Genomic DNA, 16,246 nt, shown 5'->3' with positions numbered 1-16,246 from the left:
ACCGCAGGCCGCACACAGCGAGGCCTTACTCCATCATCTTCTCAATCGGCAGCACCAGGATGGAGCTGGCGCCCAGCGCTTTCAGCTTCTCCATGGTCTCCCAGAAGAGCGTTTCGCTGCTGACCATGTGCATCGCCACACGCTGCTGATCGCCTGCCAGCGGCAGAATAGTCGGGCGCTCAGCGCCCGGCAGCAGGGCGATAACCTCGTCCAGACGCTCGCTCGGCGCGTGCATCATGATGTATTTCGACTCGCGCGCCTGAATCACGCCCTGAATTCGGGTCAGCAGTTTGTCGATCAGCTGCTGTTTGGCCTCCGGCATTTCGCCATCGCGCTGGATCAGGCAGGCTTTCGAGCGGTAGATCACTTCGACTTCGCGCAGGCCGTTCGCTTCCAGCGTTGCGCCGGTCGAGACGAGATCGCAAATCGCATCCGCCAGACCGGCGCGCGGGGCGACTTCGACCGAGCCATTCAGCAGACAGGATTTAAAGGAGACGCCTTTCTGATCGAGGTAGCGTTTCAGCAGGTGAGGGTAGGAGGTGGCGATGCGCTTGCCGTTGAGCGACAGCGGGCCATCCCAGGCTTCATCTACCGCCGTTGCCAGCGACAGGCGGCAGCCGCCAAAATCGAGGCGGCGCAGGGTGAAGTAGCGCGGATCTTCGCCCTGCGCGCGGCGGGTCAGCAGCTCTTCTTCTAAAACGTTCTCGCCAATAATGCCGAGGTCGACCACGCCATCCATCACCAGGCCCGGAATATCGTCATCGCGTACACGCAGAATATCGATCGGCATATTTTCCGCGAGGGCGATTAAGCGCTGGGTGTGCAGGTTGATCTTGATCCCGCAGCGGGCCAGCAGTTCGCGTGAATCATCACTAAGACGGCCGGATTTCTGAATAGCTATGCGTAAACGCGAGTTATCTAACATTCTGTTGTCCTCTGTGATCCTGCTAAAAATTGTCCAAAAAAAAGCCCCCGGAAGATGATCTTCCGGGGGCTCTCTTTGCGTTCATGCACCACTGGAAGATCTGACTCTCTTCCAGCACACATCGCCTGAAAGACTAGTCAGGGTGATGGTGATGATGGTGGTGTTTAAATGGAACGCGGTTCATAAAATTCTCGATGAATGCTTATTCATATGTTGGCAATTACCGTAAACCAGTTTGGTCGTTGAAGGCAAGGGCTTTTTTTTTATGATTAAATCATTTCATATTCACTCTAGGAATTGTCACTGGGTGAGGGCTGACGTAGCCTAATGGTATTCGCAGGCTGTTCGCAGGGGAGAGGCATGAAAAAAGTCGCAATTGTCGGGTTAGGTTGGTTGGGGATGCCGCTGGCGCTCTCGTTAATGGCGCGAGGCTGGCATGTGACCGGCAGTAAGACCACGGAAGATGGCGTCGAGGCGGCGCGCATGTGCGGTATTGAAAGCTATCTGCTTAAGCTCGAACCGGAACTGGTCTGTGACCCGGAGGATCTCGATGCGTTGATGAATGTCGACGCGCTGGTCATTACGCTACCGGCCCGGCGCAGCGGCCCAGGCGAGGAGTTCTATCTGCAGGCGATGCAGGAGATTGTCGACAGCGCGCTGGCGCACCGCATTCCGCGCATTATCTTCACCAGCTCCACTTCCGTGTATGGCGATTTTTCGGGCGTGGTGAAAGAGACTACCCCCCGGGAGCCCGTCACCGCCAGCGGCCGCGTGTTAAAAGAGCTGGAGGACTGGCTGCACAACTTGCCGGGGACTCAGGTTGACATTTTGCGCCTGGCAGGATTAGTGGGCCCCGCGCGCCATCCGGGACGTTTTCTGGCTGGAAAAACCGCGCCGAATGGTGGACATGTGATCAATCTGGTTCATCTGGAGGACGTTATCTCTGCCATTACGTTATTGCTGCTATCCCCCAAAGGTGGACACATTTATAATCTCTGCTCTCCTGAGCATCCTGTGCGAGAGATCTTTTACCCTGCGATGGCCAAAAAACTGGGGCTGGAGCCGCCAAATTTTGTTAAATCCAGCGAGCCGGGTAGGGGGAAAGAGGTGGATGGTAGCCGCATCTGTAATGAGCTGGGTTTTGAGTATCTCTATCCTGATCCGCTAATGATGCCTTTGGAGAAGTTTTAAAATCATAAAAAATTTTTTGATGTCACCCAGAACGTTAAGAAAAGCTCACACGCTGCATCGTGAGTTAAAAGATTACCGTGACATTTTCTATTTTTACTGGTCGGATTAAGGGCAATTTTGTGAAAGTAATTATTCAGATCCCTTGTTACAACGAAGCCGAAACGTTGGCCATCGCGCTACAAGCACTTCCGAAAGAGATTAACGGCGTTGATACCGTCGAGTGGCTAATCATTGATGACGGAAGTACGGACGACACCGTCAGAGTGGCGCAGGAAAATGGCGTTCACCATATTGTCAGACATACCGGCAATAAAGGTCTGGCGCGCGCATTTACTACCGGTCTTGATGCCTGCCTGGAGCTGGGTGCGGACATTATTGTCAACACCGATGCTGATAACCAATACTGTGCCGATGATATCCCTTTGCTGATTGCGCCAATACTCGAACGTCGTGCTGAAATGGTCATTGGCGCTCGTCCTATCGCGACGATCGATCATTTTTCTCCGATAAAGAAAGCGCTACAAAAAATAGGCAGCTGGGTTGTTCGCATGGCCAGTAAAACCAATATTCCGGATGCGCCCAGCGGCTTCAGGGCGTTATCACGGGAAACAGCGCAAAAAATAATCGTATTTAACGATTACACCTACACCCTGGAAACTATTATTCAGGCAGGTCAGAAAAACATCACTCTCACCTCGGTCGATGTCCGGGTGAATGAGGATTTGCGTCCCTCCAGATTAGTGAAAAATATTTTTTCATATATAAAAAGAAGTATTGTCACCATCATCCGAATATTTGTCATCTATCGTCCATTTCGTTTTTTTGGCAGTTTAGGTGCAATAGTTTTTTCTCTGGGCGTGCTGATCGGTCTAAGATTCCTGTTTAAATTTCTCACGGGTGGAGGCGAAGGGCATATTCAGTCGCTGATCCTCGCCTCTGTTTTGCTGATCGTTGGATTTCAGACAATACTTATCGCCTTCATTGCCGATCTGCTGGCTGCAAATCGAAAGCTGATCGAAGATCTGCGTTTTACAACCAAGCAGATAAACGTCAAATTAAAAGGTAATGAAAATGAGTAATAAGAATTTTAATGTCTCTGGTGGGCAAAAAGAAGACGGGATTGTTTTTGGCAATACATTTGATAAATACGGCTCCAAAAATCCGATAGTCAAGTGGATGATGAACGGCTTCGATCAGGCGCTCTCTTCGTTTGTTGAAAAAGCCAACCCGACTAACATTCATGAAATTGGATGTGGGGAGGGTTTTTGGGTCAATAAATGGAATGCCAGCGGTCTGAATGCGCGCGGATGCGATTTCTCAAATGAAGTCATTAATATTGCTAAAGCAAATGCCAGCGCAAGCAATCTGGCACAGGAGAGTTTCAGCGTTAAAAGCATCTATGATTTGGATAAGGATCGTGACGCCGCGGATTTAATCGTATGTTGCGAAGTTCTTGAACATTTAGAAGATCCGCAACTCGGCATCAGGAAACTGAGTGAAGTGGCAGAGAATTACGTTATTCTCAGCGTGCCGCGTGAACCCATATGGTGTGCGCTTAACATGGCGCGTGGAAAATATCTCTCCAGCTTCGGCAATACACCTGGACATCTTCAGCACTGGTCGAAAAAGAGTTTCCTGAAATTTGTTGGTCAGCATTTTGATATTATCAGCGTGGCTTCACCTTTCCCCTGGACGATGGTGCTGTGCCAGAAAAGGAAAGATCGTTGAAGCTCAGTAAATTCTTAGGGCTTTGCGGGAATGTGTTAGCCATCGCGGGGATTGTTTTTCTTATCCTGCGTTTTCGTACCTATGCCGGGCAGTTGTCAGAAATCGCACTTTCACCCTCGTTATTTGTGCTCTTGGTGATATTGGCCGGAGCTTCAGGGTTATCAGTGATGTTGCTGGTGGTAGCATGGAAAAAAATACTCGGCGTGAACGGGCAGAGCGTCGATGTTAAAACAACCCTGGTAATATACGGATTGTCACAGCTCGCTAAGTACATTCCAGGAAATGTTTTTCAGTTCGCAGGAAGACAGATTGTCGCCATGCGTTATAACCTTCGCGCGCAGGCAGTCGCTAAGTCCATCGTGATGGAGTTACTCCTGTTAGTGTTTTGTGGCTGCGCTTTCACCACGTTAATGCTGCCGCATATTTTCTCTTTTATAACTCCGGCCATGTCATGGTTTTTGTTTGCCTGTATGGTTGCGGTGCTTATATTGACGCTGTTTTATAACGCGACTATTTTCACCAGCCTCATTTTACAGGGCACCTATTTAATCGTTACCGGCATACTTTTTTACAGTGTTTTGTATTATCTCGACCCCGCTTCCGTGAAGGGTTTCCCCATGTTTATTACTATCACTAGCGCATTTATTGTTGCCTGGCTGGTGGGGCTGGTGACGCCCGGCGCCCCGGCAGGTATTGGTGTCAGGGAAGCTGTGCTGGTGATGCTATTGATTCACTTGCCACAGTCTGAGGTGATCATCGCCGCTTTACTGAATCGGATCATTACGCTGGCAGGAGATGTCTTGTTTTATTTTGCTTCCGTTGCTGCAAAAAGAGGTTTGCAATCATGACCATCACAGACAACGACAAGGTTGTTAACAGAGATAATGTCATTTTAATCGCGCTTATTTCTTTATTTCTGGCGATATCTTTTGGCTATTTATTTAGCTACCCGTTCACGGCTTTTCCCGATGCTATCGGGCACATGGGCTATGTCAATGACGTTATTAAAAACGGCTTTCCTGATTATCGTCATGGCCTCTACATCACCGGGGATAAATATAATCATCTGAATCACCCTGCACTCTACTATTTGCTTTCAGGGTACGTTATCCGTCTCTTTGGCCTGCAGCCACATGCGGCCATAGCGGCTCAGATGATTAACATGGTTATCGGCGCGCTAATCCTGGTGATAACCTTCAAAACCTTAAAAAAAGTGGGCTGTTCTTCGTGGGCAATTTTCACGGGTATGACCATGTTTATGCTCTTACCCATGTTTCCGCTGCTCTGCGCCTCGGTGAGTAACGATCCTATAAGCTTCCTGGGCTGCTCCGTTTTTCTTTACGCACTGGTTCGCGTAAAAGAGCCGCAGGCGAGCCGCAGCATCCTTGCTGGTCTGTTTATTGGTGGTGCAATCGCGGCCTTATCCAAGGCCACCGCAGCCCTGGTTGTCATTTGCCTGTTTGCCGTTCATTTCTTGATTTTTCTGCGGGCCTGGAAAGAGCTGCTTATCCGCTCCCGGCGCGGTGATTATCTTATTCCCGCAATAACGCTCATCGTCGTGCTTGGCTACTATTTTGTTATCCACCATCTCTACGGTTCGTTTTTTCCTTCGCCGCAGAAAGGACCGGATGTGATGTTCCAGACGATGAACCCTGATGCGGTACGTCTGGATCTGCTTGATTACCTGCAGCTTTTCCTTGGCGGGAATATTTACACCTTAACCCAGCCTTATGGCCATGGTGGGTTTGAGGATTCGCTGCTGCGTATTGATCTGCTTAAGTGGTTGTTGCTGGTAGTGCTGATTAGTGTCGCCGGATTGACCCTCTTCGCTAAAGCAAAATCAGCTGCGCAGAGGACGTCGCTGACGATGATTATTGCCTTCATCCTCTTTATGATTTTTTATTTCGCGACGTTGCGCAATTTGCATCTGCGCACTGGTTATCAGGGCGCACTGCAGGCCAGATACTTCTTCGGTTTCTTATCTGCCTTCGCGTTGTGTATCGCTGTGGCGTTTGACCTTCTCAAAAGCAAACTCCTTAGCAGCGTAACTCTGGTTGTGATGACCTCAATGGCGCTGGCCAGTCTTTACCCTTCATGGGCGAGGGTATACGCCGACCCTGCCGTGATACACGATCTCTACGTTGCGCAGAACACAGGTCAAATCACCTATGGTGGCTTGATCAAAGGCCGCGTTTTTCAGCAGTCATTTACTGCACGCTCCACGCGTTTGCTCAAAGCCGAGATGGTGATCGGTACATACTCGCGCGTCGCTCATTCCACGCTGACCGTCTCATTACTCACCGCTGACGGCCATCTCTTGTCCCAACAAAACATTGATGCGGCAACCATAGCCGATAACTCTTGGGTGGCGGCGTCCTTCCCGAAGGTTGAGCTAAAACCGGGCGAACGCTATCTGTTGCAGCTCACTTCAGCGGATGCGGATGAAAACAGCGCTGTTACCTGGTGGGCGGCAAAAAGCGACGTCACAGAATTTCCTGCCTACGCGGGCAGCAAATATGGACCCGTGGTCTATGATCTCTATAAAGACGGTGATGCCATCGTGGATGGGCAGCGGCAAAACGAGAGCGATTTCGCTTTCAGACTCTACTTCGGCTAAGGGATGAAGCAGGGGAGAGAACCTGTTTTATGCAGCGGCTTTTGCAAAAAATGCTATTAGAATGATTAATAGTCGTTCGACAGCCCAAAAATCAGTCAGTTAGACACGGTAATCTGGTAGGGCGGCCTGCATTGTATTGTCATTGTGCTTCAACCTGGTGCAGAATATGCCGCTGCAAAAAATGAGAAGATTAACCGACGTTCAACGCGTCGGTTATTTTTTTGCAAGCAAAACGTCATTCAATAAAAGAGGCCGGGCTTCGTACCGGATAGATACACATTTAAAAACCGACAGTCGTTGTCGCTGAGGAAAGAACACAAATGGGGCAATATTTTGCTTTTGCGACGGCCACCGCCGTTATGGGGGTTAGCCATGTCGCATAACGTTACTCCAAAAACCTCTCGCGTGGAATTGCGTAAGACCCTTACGCTGATTCCGGTTGTAATGATGGGCCTTGCCTATATGCAGCCGATGACGCTGTTCGATACGTTTGGTATCGTCTCCGGCCTGACCGATGGTCATGTGGCAACCGCCTACGCGTTTGCCCTGGTCGCGATTCTCTTTACTGCCCTGAGCTACGGTAAACTGGTGCGCCGCTTCCCGTCGGCAGGCTCCGCCTATACCTACGCGCAGAAATCCATCTCCCCGGCCGTAGGCTTTATGGTGGGCTGGTCATCGCTGCTGGACTACCTGTTCATGCCGATGATCAACATTCTGCTGGCGAAAATTTACTTTGAAGCGCTGGTGCCTTCGGTTCCGTCGTGGCTGTTCGTGGTGGCGCTGGTGGCCTTTATGACCATCTCCAACCTGCGCAGCATCAAGACCGTGGCGAACTTCAACACCCTGATCGTGATCCTGCAGATGGGCATCGTTGCCGTCATCGTCGGGCTTATCATTTATGGTGTGTCGCACGGCGAAGGCGCAGGCACGCTGACCAGCACCCGTCCGTTCTGGTCTGAAGGCGCGCATGTGGTGCCGATGATCACCGGTGCGACGATCCTCTGCTTCTCGTTCCTCGGCTTCGACGGCATCTCTTCTCTTTCTGAAGAGACTAAAGACGCCGAGCGCGTAATTCCGCGCGCGATCTTCCTCACCGCACTGCTGGGCGGCGTGGTCTTTATCGTGGCCTCTTACTTCCTGCAGCTCTACTTCCCGGATATCTCGCGCTTTAAAGATCCGGACGCGTCGCAGCCGGAAATCATGCTCTACGTTGCGGGTAAAACCTTCCAGTGGGGCGTGCTGATTTTCTCAAGCGTTACCGTACTGGCATCCGGTATGGCGGCACACGCGGGCGTTTCCCGTCTGATGTACGTAATGGGCCGTGACGGCGTCTTCCCGACACGCTTCTTCGGCTATGTGCATCCGAAATGGCGCACTCCGGCATGGAACGTGCTGCTGGTTGGCGCAATTGCGCTGCTGGCGATTAACTTCGATCTGGTCACCGCCACGGCGCTGATCAACTTCGGTGCGCTGGTGGCCTTCACCTTCGTTAACCTGTCGGTGATCTCCCAGTTTTGGATCCGCGAGAAGCGTAACAAAACGCTGAAAGACCACTTCAACTACCTGGTGCTGCCGGTCTGCGGCGCGCTGACAGTCGGTGCGCTGTGGGTTAACCTCGAAGAGAGCTCGATGGTGCTGGGTCTTATCTGGGGCGCGATTGGTCTGGTTTACCTGGCCTGCGTGACCCGCAGCTTCCGTAACCCGGTGCCGCAGTACGAAGATATCACCCAGTAATATCTGCTCAGACAGATAACAGAACCGGAGGCCACGCCTCCGGTTTTTTTTCGCCTTCGCTCTTCCACCCGCCGCTAATAACAAAACACCCTATGCTAGACCATTTTGTTATTGGTTCCTGCCCGGCTGCTTGTGAATAATTTGCGATCTTGTTTTTCCGGACGCTATTACCGTTATGTTCTCAATGATTGTAAGTGGATTGATCTGCGGCGCGCTGCTCGGCTTTGTGATGCAGCGGGGCCGTTTCTGCCTCACCGGCGGCTTTCGCGACATGTACATCGCGAAAAATAACCGCATGTTTTATGCCCTGCTGATCGCGATTGCGATCCAGAGCGTGGGGGTTTTCGCCCTGATTCAGGCGGGCGTGGTGCAGTATGACGCCGGCGCTTTCCCGTGGCTTGGCACGGTGGTGGGCGGCTATATTTTCGGGCTCGGCATCGTCTACGCAGGAGGTTGTGCGACCGGAACCTGGTATCGCGCCGGGGAGGGGCTGATCGGCAGCTGGATTGCGCTCTTTACCTATATGGTGATGAGCGCTGTGATGCGCTCGCCGAACGCCGCGGGCCTCAACCAGCTGTTGAAAACCTACAGCACCGAACACAACTCAATAGCCGAGACCTTTGGCTTCTCCGTCTGGCCGCTGGTTGTGCTGCTGGTGGCGGTGACCCTGTGGGTGGTAGCTAAAGAGCTGCGCAAACCGAAGCTGAAAGTGGCCTCTTTGCCGCCGCGCAGAACCGGCCTTGCGCACATTCTGTTTGAGAAGCGCTGGCATCCGTTTGTCACCGCCGTACTGATCGGCCTGATTGCGCTGCTGGCGTGGCCGCTGAGCGAAGCTACCGGGCGTATGTTTGGTCTTGGCATCACCTCACCGACCGCCAACATTCTGCAATTTTTGGTGGCAGGCCAGAGCAAAGTGCTGAACTGGGGCGTCTTCCTGGTGCTGGGTATCTTCCTGGGATCGCTGATTGCCGCGAAAGCCAGCCGCGAGTTCCGCGTGCGCGCCGCGGATGCGCAAACCACGCTGCGCAGCGGCTTTGGTGGGCTGTTGATGGGCGTCGGTGCCAGTATGGCAGGCGGGTGCTCTATCGGTAACGGCCTGGTGATGACGGCGATGATGACCTGGCAGGGCTGGATCGGTCTGGTATTTATGATCCTTGGCGTATGGACCGCGTCATGGTTTTTATATGTTCGTCCGCAGCGCAAAGCGAAGCTTGCCGCGGCTGTGGCCTAAATAAACAGGAGCTGTTATGGCAGTTAAAAAACTCGATGTGGTAACGCAGGTATGCCCGTTCCCACTGATTGAAGCAAAAGCGGCGCTGGCAGAGATGCACAGCGGCGATGAACTGGTGATTGAGTTCGACTGCACCCAGGCGACGGAAGCGATTCCTCAGTGGGCGGCAGAAGAGGGGCACACCATTACGGATTACCAGCAGGTGGGTGATGCCGCCTGGAGCATCACCGTCCAGAAGGCGTAAGCCGCAGGCCCTCCCGCGTACGGGAGGGCGACTTTCAGACAATCTCTTCAGCGTACTGCCACAGCGCTTTCAACAGCGCCTGTTTCTCACTGTCCCCATCATACTGCTGGAACAGCGCCTGCAACTCTTCGGCATAGCGTTGCAAAAACTCCGGGGTAAAGATCTCGCGCCGGTGCGCCAGCCAGCGCTGCTGCTCCTCTTCATCGAGCGTGCCGGGGAAGTTGCGCGCCCGGTAGTTAAACAGCAGTTTCTCAATGCGCCCGTCGGCAAACGTGATATCGAGCGCCGGTAAGTTGCGCGGCTCGGTCTCGAGCAGGATTTTCATTGCCGCACGATCGGCATCGCTGAAAAAGCCGTTGTAGATCTGCGCGTCGACATTCTCTGACGGCACAAATGGCTCCGCTTCGGCGAAGATCGCCAGCACTTTCTCGCGAACCTGCGGGTGGTCGCGCAGGATCTGTAAATTATCGAGACAGCGCTGGCGATCGATACCGAGTCGCTCGGCATCTTCTGGTCGCAACGTGTTGGCCTGCGCCAGCACCGGGCACTTGTTGAGATGCACCAGCTTGACCGGCACCGCCGCGTCATCGCCCAGCTCGCTCTTCGGCGTATAGAGGCGCTCACGCAATGCATCGGCGTCCAGCTCCACCAGCGGCGACATATCGCCCGCCAGATCGACCATAATCACCGCGTTGCGGTTTTCCGGATGCCACGCCAGCGGCGCAACCCAGCTGGTGTTGCCGCGCGCCGCGCCAAACATGCCGGAGACATGCACCAGCGGTTTCATCTGCGGCACATCAATCAAGGTCGCCAACTTCTGCTTGCTGCGATGGCTATAGAGATAGGCAAACAGCTTCGGCTGCTTCGCTTTCACCAGCTGTGCCATGGCGATGGTGGCATAGACATCCGCCATCGCGTCGTGGGCGTTGCTGTGCTCAATGCCGTTCGCTTTGGTCAGATGCTCAAGGCGGAAGCTCGGTAGCCCCTCCTCATTTTCCGGCCAGTTGATCCCTTCCGGGCGCAGAGCGTAGCAGGCGCGCATCACATCCAGCAGATCCCAGCGGGAGTTGTGGTTTTGCCAGCTCCAGGCGTAGGGATCGTAGAAGTTGCGGTAAAAAATATTGCGCGTCACTTCATCATCAAAACGGACGTTGTTGTAACCCACCACGCAGGTATTTGGCACGGTGAAGAGGTCATGAATGCGTTTAGCAAACGCCGCTTCGTTGTCACCTTTGGCGCGCGCCACCTGCGGGGTAATGCCGGTGATCAGCACCGCTTCAGGCTGGGGGAGATAGTCATCGGCGGGTTTGCAGTAGAAGACTTCCGGCTCGCCGATGGTCGTGAAATCGGCATCGGTGCGCAGCGCGGCGAATTGCGCCGGGCGATCCAGCGCGGGGCTGGTTCCGAAGGTCTCGTAATCATGAAAAAGAAATGTCGGGGTTGCCGGGGAATCAGACACCAGAAGCTCATCCTGTCAGAAAGTATGCCGACTATGGTAAACCATCGTCGCCCGTGTGCCGAAGAAAAACCGTGCCAGCTTACGGCGCAACTCGCAAAAACAGGGGCTTAAAAATGATTTATGTCACATTTCTTTGCAATTTTGCCAGGTAACGACACACGAAGTTCCGTACAAAGGACGCCCCTTTCCGATGTATTGAGGATATTTCATTGAAACGCCGTTTGTTTGCTGCTTCATTGTTGGCGGTGAGCGTCCATTGCGCTCAGGCCGACGACCTCCCATTTGCCCCTCAGCCCCCGGCGGTGCAGGCCGGATCATGGGTATTGATGGACTATACGACCGGGCAAATCTTAACTGCGGGGCAAGAGCATCAGCAGCGTAATCCGGCGAGTCTCACCAAATTGATGACCGGCTATGTCGTCGATCGCGCCATTGATAGCCATCGCATCAGTGCGGACGACGTGGTTACAGTTGGCAAAGATGCCTGGGCGCAGGGCAACCCGGTGTTTGCCGGCTCGTCACTGATGTTCCTTAAGCCGGGCGATCGCCTGACGGTGCGCGATCTGAGCCGTGGGCTGATTGTCGATTCCGGAAATGACGCCTGCGTGGCGCTGGCGGATCACGTCGCTGGCGGGCAGCCGCAGTTCGTGGCGATGATGAACGACTATGTGCAGAAACTGAATCTGCGTGATACCCACTTCGAAACGGTACACGGCCTGGATGCGCCGGGGCAGCACAGCTCGGCCTACGATCTGGCGGTGTTATCGCGCGCCATTATTCACGGCGAGCCGGACTTCTATCACATGTACAGCGAAAAGAGCCTGACGTGGAACGGCATCACCCAGCAGAACCGCAACGGGCTGCTGTGGGATAAAAGCCTGAATGTCGATGGGTTGAAGACCGGCCACACCTCCGGCGCGGGCTTTAACCTGATTGCCTCAAGCGTTAATGGTCAACGCCGTTTGATCGCGGTGATCATGGGCGCAGATAGCCCGAAAGGGCGCGAAGAGCAGGCGCGCAAGCTGTTGCACTGGGGCCAGCAGAACTTTGATACGGTAGAGATCCTGCGTAACGGCAAAAAAGTGGGCAGCGAACGCGTCTGGTACGGCGATAAAGAGCAGATTGCTGTCGGCACCAATGAGGACCGCTGGCTGGTGCTGCCGAAAGCGGAGCTGCAAAACATCAAAGCCAAATATGTGCTGGACAGTAAAGAGCTGGAAGCGCCGCTTGCCGCCCATCAGCGCGTCGGTGAAATCCAGCTTTATGACCGCGATAAGGTGATTGCCAAAATGCCGCTGGTGGCGCTGGAGAGCGTCGGCAAAGGCGGGCTCTTCTCCCGACTGAGCGACTACCTGCACCATAAAGGGTGACCATCTTGCGGGCAGAGTGGCAGGCTTGCGAGTCTGCTCGCATAATTGACGCGTGCGGCAAGCCTGATGGTCGCCGGGTAGATATACTGTACAGACAAACAGTAACGCGCAAGAGGTCACGATGGGCTACAACGTTAAGCAAGCAGAGCAGCGCCGTATCGCCGGGTTTCATCTGGTGGGGCCGTGGGAAGAGAAGGTGAAGCAGGGCTTCCAGCAGTTATTGCTGTGGGTCGAGCATAACCAGATCCAGCCGCTGGAGTGGGTCAGCGTCTATTACGATAACCCCGATGAAGTGCCACCGGAAAAGCTGCGCTGCGATGTCGCCATCACCGTTGAGCGTGACTTCCAGGTGCCTGTTAACAGCGCGGGCGTGATTACCACTGACATTCCCGGCGGCCATTACGCGGTGATGAGCGCGCGGGTCTACAACGAAGATTTTGAAGGCAGCTGGAACCTCTTTTTCGACGAACTGTTGGGTGACAGCTCGGTGCAGATTGGTGCCGGACCCTGTTTTGAGATCTACCAGAACGACGGTAAGGGCGACGGTTTCTGGGATATCGAAATGTATATCCCCGTCGAGCCGAACGCCCACTAAAGCAGGGCAGGGTAAAAAAAGGCCGTGAGAGTGATGCTTGCGGCCTCTTTTTTTGTCCTGACAGGGCATCGGTGCGAAAAAATACCGCTACAATTGCGCCTCTCTTTTTAACCCGGAGCCTGGCTGTGCGTCGCGACAAATCCCTCAGCCCCTTTGAAATTCGACTCTATCGCCACTACCGCGTGGTGCACGGCGTGCGTATCGCGCTGGCGTTTATCCTCACCTTTTTGCTTATCCGCCTGCTCAATGTGCCGGAGGGTACCTGGCCGTTGATTACGCTGGTGGTGCTGATGGGGCCCATCTCCTTCTGGGGCAACGTGGTACCGCGCGCCTTTGAGCGCATCGGCGGCACCATTTTCGGCGCGGTGCTGGGGCTGGTGGCGTTAAAGCTGGAGCTTTACTCTCTGCCGCTGATGCTGTTGTGGTGCGCCGCCGCCATGTTTCTCTGCGGCTGGCTGGCGCTCGGCAAAAAACCTTACCAGGCGCTGCTGATTGGGATCACCCTTGCGGTCGTCGTGGGTGGGCCTAGCGGCGATATGCATACGGCGCTGTGGCGCGGTGGCGATGTGATTATCGGTTCGCTCCTCGCCATGCTCTTTACCGGCATCTGGCCGCAGCGCGCCTTTTTGCACTGGCGCATTCAAATGGCGAACTACGTTACGGCCTTTAACCGCGTCTATCAGGGCGGTTTCTCGCGCAATCTGGTGGAACGGCCACGGCTGGAAAAACATCTGCAAAAAATCCTCAACGACGTGGTAAAGATGCGCGGGCTGATTACGCCCGCCTGCAAAGAGACCCATATTCAGAAAGCGATCTTCGAGGCTATCCAGACCGTCAGCCGCAATATGGTCTGCATGCTGGAGCTGCAAATCAACGCCCACTGGAGTTCTCGCGCCAGCCACTTTGTGATGATTAACGCCAGCACGCTGCAAGAGACGCAGCAGATGACCCAGCAGACGCTGCTCACAATCGCTCACGCGCTCTATGAGGGCAACCCGCAGCCGATCCTGGCGAACACGGAAAAGCTTAACGATATCGTCGCCGAGCTGCGGCAGTTGATTGGCGAACATCAGGGTGATGCGGTGACGGAAACCTCGATTCACGGCTATGTCTGGCTCAGCATGGAGCTGGCGCGCCAGCTGGAGTTGTTATCGCATTTGATCTGCCGGGCGCTGCGCAAATAAACGGCTAATAACCGCCTCGGGGTGTCAGGTTGTTTCGATTCAGCTATATTTGCGGTTATGATAGCCAGCAGGAAAACTTATTGTCATATGCCACTGCTTTGGGTAGGTTTGCCTCTCAGGTGATGGCCTTAACGAATCCGAATCTCAATTAATCAGGGGTGTCAAAATGGAAACAACCAAGCCTTCATTCCAGGACGTTCTGGAATTTGTGCGTCTGTTCCGTCGCAAAAACAAACTGCAGCGCGAAATTCAGGACGTTGAGAAAAAGATCCGTGATAACCAGAAACGCGTTCTGCTGCTGGACAACCTCAGCGACTACATCAAGCCGGGCATGAGCGTTGAAGCCATTCAGGGGATTATCGCCAGCATGCGTACCGACTACGAAGATCGCGTTGATGACTACATCATCAAAAACGCCGAGCTGTCGAAAGAGCGCCGTGAAATCTCTAAGAAACTGAAAACCATGGGCGAACTGAAGTCGGTCGAACACAAAGCCGAGTAAGCGCCTGCGCGGTGAGAGCATCGCCTCTCACCGTCCTCTTTTTTCTCCACACATTCCACTTTTCTTCCTCCTTTTTTCTTTATCACCCATAAAAACCAGGCCTTTCTCTGTTTGCAGAGTGGTAAAATGCGCCGCGCAGATCGCACATCAGGACATTCAAAATATCATCAGGAGTCCGCATGTTAACGCTTGTCACCGGCGGCGCGCGCAGCGGCAAAAGCCGCCACGCCGAATCGTTAGCCAGCCCCGCGCCGCGGGTGTTGTATATCGCTACCGCGCAAATTTTTGATGAAGAGATGGCCGCGCGCATTGCCCATCATCGCCAGAGCCGCCCGGCACACTGGCGCACGGAGGAGCGCTGGCAGCAGTTAAGCAATATCATCACCGCGCAAAACGATCCGGATGAGGCGATCGTGCTGGAGTGCATCACGACGCTGGTGACTAATCTGCTCTTCGCCTTTGGCGGCAGCGACGATGCCGAAAAATGGGATTACGCCGCGCTGGAGGCGCAGGTGCAGCAGGAGATCGACGCCCTGATAGCTGCCTGCCACGACTGCCCCTCCCCGGTGGTGATAGTAACCAATGAAGTTGGGATGGGGATCGTGCCGGAAAACCGTCTGGCGCGGCACTTTCGTGATATTGCCGGGCGCGTTAATCAGCGGCTGGCGCAGGCCGCCGATGGGGTCTGGCTGGTGGTATCGGGAATTGGAGTGAAAATAAAATGATCAAGTTGTTCTTCGCCACATTGTCGTTTATCAGCCGCATTCCGGTGCCGGGCCGCTGGGTACAGGGGCTGGATGGGGCGGATTATGTGCGTGGGATCACCACTTTTCCGCTGGTCGGCCTGCTGCTCGGCGGCCTGAGCGGGCTACTTTTCATGGTCTTGCACACCTGGTGCGGTGCACCGCTGGCGGCACTGTTGAGCGTGCTGGCGCTGGCGTTGCTGACCGGCGGTTTCCATCTCGATGGTCTGGCAGATACCTGCGATGGCGTTTTCTCGGCCCGCCGACGCGAGCGCATGCTGGAGATTATGCGCGATAGCAGGCTCGGCACCCATGGCGGGCTGGCGCTGGTGTTTGTGCTGGTGGCAAAAATCCTTGTGCTCAGCGAACTGCACCTGCGCGATACGCCGATGATAGCGGCGCTGGCGGCGGCCTGTGCTGCCGGACGCGGCTGCTCGGTGTTACTGATGTTCGGTCACCGCTACGCCCGCGACGAAGGGCTGGGCAATCTGTTTATTGGCAAAGTTTCCGGCAGAGATACCTTTGTCACCTTAATCATCACCACGCTGTTAGCCGCGGCGTTGCTCGGCGCGCAGGGCGTGCTGGCGCTGCTGGTCACCATGGTAGCGATTTACCTGCTCGGCTGGTTGCTCAAGCGCACCCTTGGCGGTCAGACCGGTGACACCCTCGGCGCGGCGATTGAGCTTGGCGAAGTTATCTTCCTGTTGGCGCTACTCTGATCCC

The 16,246-nt window shown here is 54.3% G+C and carries 17 protein-coding genes and 1 other annotated feature; of the genes, 14 read left to right on the top strand and 3 right to left on the bottom strand.

Annotated features, from left to right (window positions below; translation table 11 throughout):
* Positions 1–25 precede the first annotated feature (25 nt).
* Positions 26–925 (bottom strand): ATP phosphoribosyltransferase, encoded by a 900-nt coding sequence (hisG, locus tag ACWPW2_RS12745; RefSeq protein ID WP_023479108.1) that lies wholly within the window; start codon positions 923–925, stop codon positions 26–28.
* Between the two features lie 35 nt (positions 926–960).
* Positions 961–1,083 (bottom strand) — a sequence feature (His leader region).
* Positions 1,059–1,109: a his operon leader peptide gene (gene hisL / locus ACWPW2_RS12740; protein ID WP_128484015.1), complete on the bottom strand. Its 51-nt coding sequence runs from the start codon at positions 1,107–1,109 to the stop codon at positions 1,059–1,061. Its footprint overlaps the feature before it by 25 nt.
* Positions 1,110–1,285: 176 nt before the next feature.
* Here hisL and ACWPW2_RS12735 point away from each other — a divergent pair, with 176 nt between their 5' ends.
* From ACWPW2_RS12735 to tsuB, 8 genes are all read left to right on the top strand, one after another.
* Positions 1,286–2,116, top strand: coding sequence for an SDR family oxidoreductase (locus tag ACWPW2_RS12735; RefSeq protein WP_454123326.1), 831 nt, complete (start codon positions 1,286–1,288; stop codon positions 2,114–2,116).
* A gap of 119 nt (positions 2,117–2,235) precedes the next feature.
* Positions 2,236–3,195: a glycosyltransferase family 2 protein gene (locus ACWPW2_RS12730; RefSeq protein ID WP_023479147.1), complete on the top strand. Its 960-nt coding sequence runs from the start codon at positions 2,236–2,238 to the stop codon at positions 3,193–3,195.
* Entirely contained in the window at positions 3,188–3,844 is a 657-nt protein-coding gene (locus ACWPW2_RS12725) for a class I SAM-dependent methyltransferase (protein WP_454123324.1), read from the top strand. The genes ACWPW2_RS12730 and ACWPW2_RS12725 overlap by 8 nt, the downstream gene beginning before the upstream one ends.
* Complete coding sequence (locus tag ACWPW2_RS12720; RefSeq protein WP_454123322.1) at positions 3,841–4,692, top strand: hypothetical protein; 852 nt, start codon at positions 3,841–3,843, stop codon at positions 4,690–4,692. The genes ACWPW2_RS12725 and ACWPW2_RS12720 overlap by 4 nt, the downstream gene beginning before the upstream one ends.
* Positions 4,689–6,461 carry an ArnT family glycosyltransferase gene (locus ACWPW2_RS12715; RefSeq protein WP_454123320.1) on the top strand — a complete coding sequence of 591 codons (1,773 nt, stop codon included), beginning with the start codon at positions 4,689–4,691 and terminating at the stop codon, positions 6,459–6,461. The genes ACWPW2_RS12720 and ACWPW2_RS12715 overlap by 4 nt, the downstream gene beginning before the upstream one ends.
* A 372-nt stretch (positions 6,462–6,833) precedes the next feature.
* Positions 6,834–8,195: an APC family permease gene (locus tag ACWPW2_RS12710; RefSeq protein WP_124967893.1), complete on the top strand. Its 1,362-nt coding sequence runs from the start codon at positions 6,834–6,836 to the stop codon at positions 8,193–8,195.
* A gap of 175 nt (positions 8,196–8,370) precedes the next feature.
* Entirely contained in the window at positions 8,371–9,426 is a 1,056-nt protein-coding gene (gene tsuA, locus ACWPW2_RS12705) for a thiosulfate utilization transporter TsuA/YeeE (protein WP_023479168.1), read from the top strand.
* A gap of 16 nt (positions 9,427–9,442) precedes the next feature.
* A complete protein-coding gene (gene tsuB, locus ACWPW2_RS12700; protein ID WP_023479141.1) occupies positions 9,443–9,670 on the top strand; it encodes a thiosulfate utilization sulfurtransferase TsuB/YeeD in 228 nt (75 codons plus the stop codon).
* Positions 9,671–9,704: 34 nt separating this feature from the next.
* On the opposite strand, the gene sbcB is transcribed toward tsuB, so the two are convergent.
* Entirely contained in the window at positions 9,705–11,129 is a 1,425-nt protein-coding gene (gene sbcB, locus ACWPW2_RS12695; protein ID WP_454123317.1) for an exodeoxyribonuclease I, read from the bottom strand.
* Between the two features lie 209 nt (positions 11,130–11,338).
* On the opposite strand from sbcB, the gene dacD reads away from it, so the two are divergent.
* The 6 genes from dacD (at position 11,339) to cobS (ending at position 16,242) form a co-directional block, all read left to right on the top strand.
* A complete protein-coding gene (gene dacD / locus ACWPW2_RS12690) occupies positions 11,339–12,499 on the top strand; it encodes a serine-type D-Ala-D-Ala carboxypeptidase DacD (RefSeq protein ID WP_454123315.1) in 1,161 nt (386 codons plus the stop codon).
* 121 nt (positions 12,500–12,620) lie between these two features.
* Positions 12,621–13,094: a DNA gyrase inhibitor SbmC gene (gene sbmC / locus ACWPW2_RS12685; protein WP_454123313.1), complete on the top strand. Its 474-nt coding sequence runs from the start codon at positions 12,621–12,623 to the stop codon at positions 13,092–13,094.
* A gap of 125 nt (positions 13,095–13,219) precedes the next feature.
* On the top strand, positions 13,220–14,278 hold the full coding sequence (locus tag ACWPW2_RS12680; RefSeq protein WP_023479166.1) for an FUSC family protein: 1,059 nt from the start codon (positions 13,220–13,222) through the stop codon (positions 14,276–14,278).
* A gap of 166 nt (positions 14,279–14,444) precedes the next feature.
* Positions 14,445–14,780 carry a DUF496 family protein gene (locus tag ACWPW2_RS12675; protein WP_023479096.1) on the top strand — a complete coding sequence of 112 codons (336 nt, stop codon included), beginning with the start codon at positions 14,445–14,447 and terminating at the stop codon, positions 14,778–14,780.
* Positions 14,781–14,959: 179 nt separating this feature from the next.
* Positions 14,960–15,505: a bifunctional adenosylcobinamide kinase/adenosylcobinamide-phosphate guanylyltransferase gene (gene cobU, locus ACWPW2_RS12670; RefSeq protein WP_454123310.1), complete on the top strand. Its 546-nt coding sequence runs from the start codon at positions 14,960–14,962 to the stop codon at positions 15,503–15,505.
* Positions 15,502–16,242: an adenosylcobinamide-GDP ribazoletransferase gene (gene cobS / locus ACWPW2_RS12665; RefSeq protein WP_454123308.1), complete on the top strand. Its 741-nt coding sequence runs from the start codon at positions 15,502–15,504 to the stop codon at positions 16,240–16,242. Before cobU ends, cobS begins: the two co-directional genes overlap by 4 nt.
* Positions 16,243–16,246 lie beyond the last annotated feature (4 nt).

The organism is Kosakonia sp. Marseille-Q7440 (genome assembly GCF_965119485.1).
This window is presented reverse-complemented; position numbering and strand designations above follow the sequence as displayed.

Coding starts and splice junctions, on each gene's coding strand:
- ACWPW2_RS12710 (WP_124967893.1), top strand. CDS start 6,834: ATGTCGCATAACGTTACTCCAAAAACCTCTCGCGTGGAATTGCGTAAG.
- ACWPW2_RS12735 (WP_454123326.1), top strand. CDS start 1,286: ATGAAAAAAGTCGCAATTGTCGGGTTAGGTTGGTTGGGGATGCCGCTG.
- cobS (WP_454123308.1), top strand. CDS start 15,502: ATGATCAAGTTGTTCTTCGCCACATTGTCGTTTATCAGCCGCATTCCG.
- hisG (WP_023479108.1), bottom strand. CDS start 925: ATGTTAGATAACTCGCGTTTACGCATAGCTATTCAGAAATCCGGCCGT.
- tsuB (WP_023479141.1), top strand. CDS start 9,443: ATGGCAGTTAAAAAACTCGATGTGGTAACGCAGGTATGCCCGTTCCCA.
- ACWPW2_RS12675 (WP_023479096.1), top strand. CDS start 14,445: ATGGAAACAACCAAGCCTTCATTCCAGGACGTTCTGGAATTTGTGCGT.
- sbmC (WP_454123313.1), top strand. CDS start 12,621: ATGGGCTACAACGTTAAGCAAGCAGAGCAGCGCCGTATCGCCGGGTTT.
- tsuA (WP_023479168.1), top strand. CDS start 8,371: ATGTTCTCAATGATTGTAAGTGGATTGATCTGCGGCGCGCTGCTCGGC.
- ACWPW2_RS12725 (WP_454123324.1), top strand. CDS start 3,188: ATGAGTAATAAGAATTTTAATGTCTCTGGTGGGCAAAAAGAAGACGGG.
- ACWPW2_RS12715 (WP_454123320.1), top strand. CDS start 4,689: ATGACCATCACAGACAACGACAAGGTTGTTAACAGAGATAATGTCATT.
- cobU (WP_454123310.1), top strand. CDS start 14,960: ATGTTAACGCTTGTCACCGGCGGCGCGCGCAGCGGCAAAAGCCGCCAC.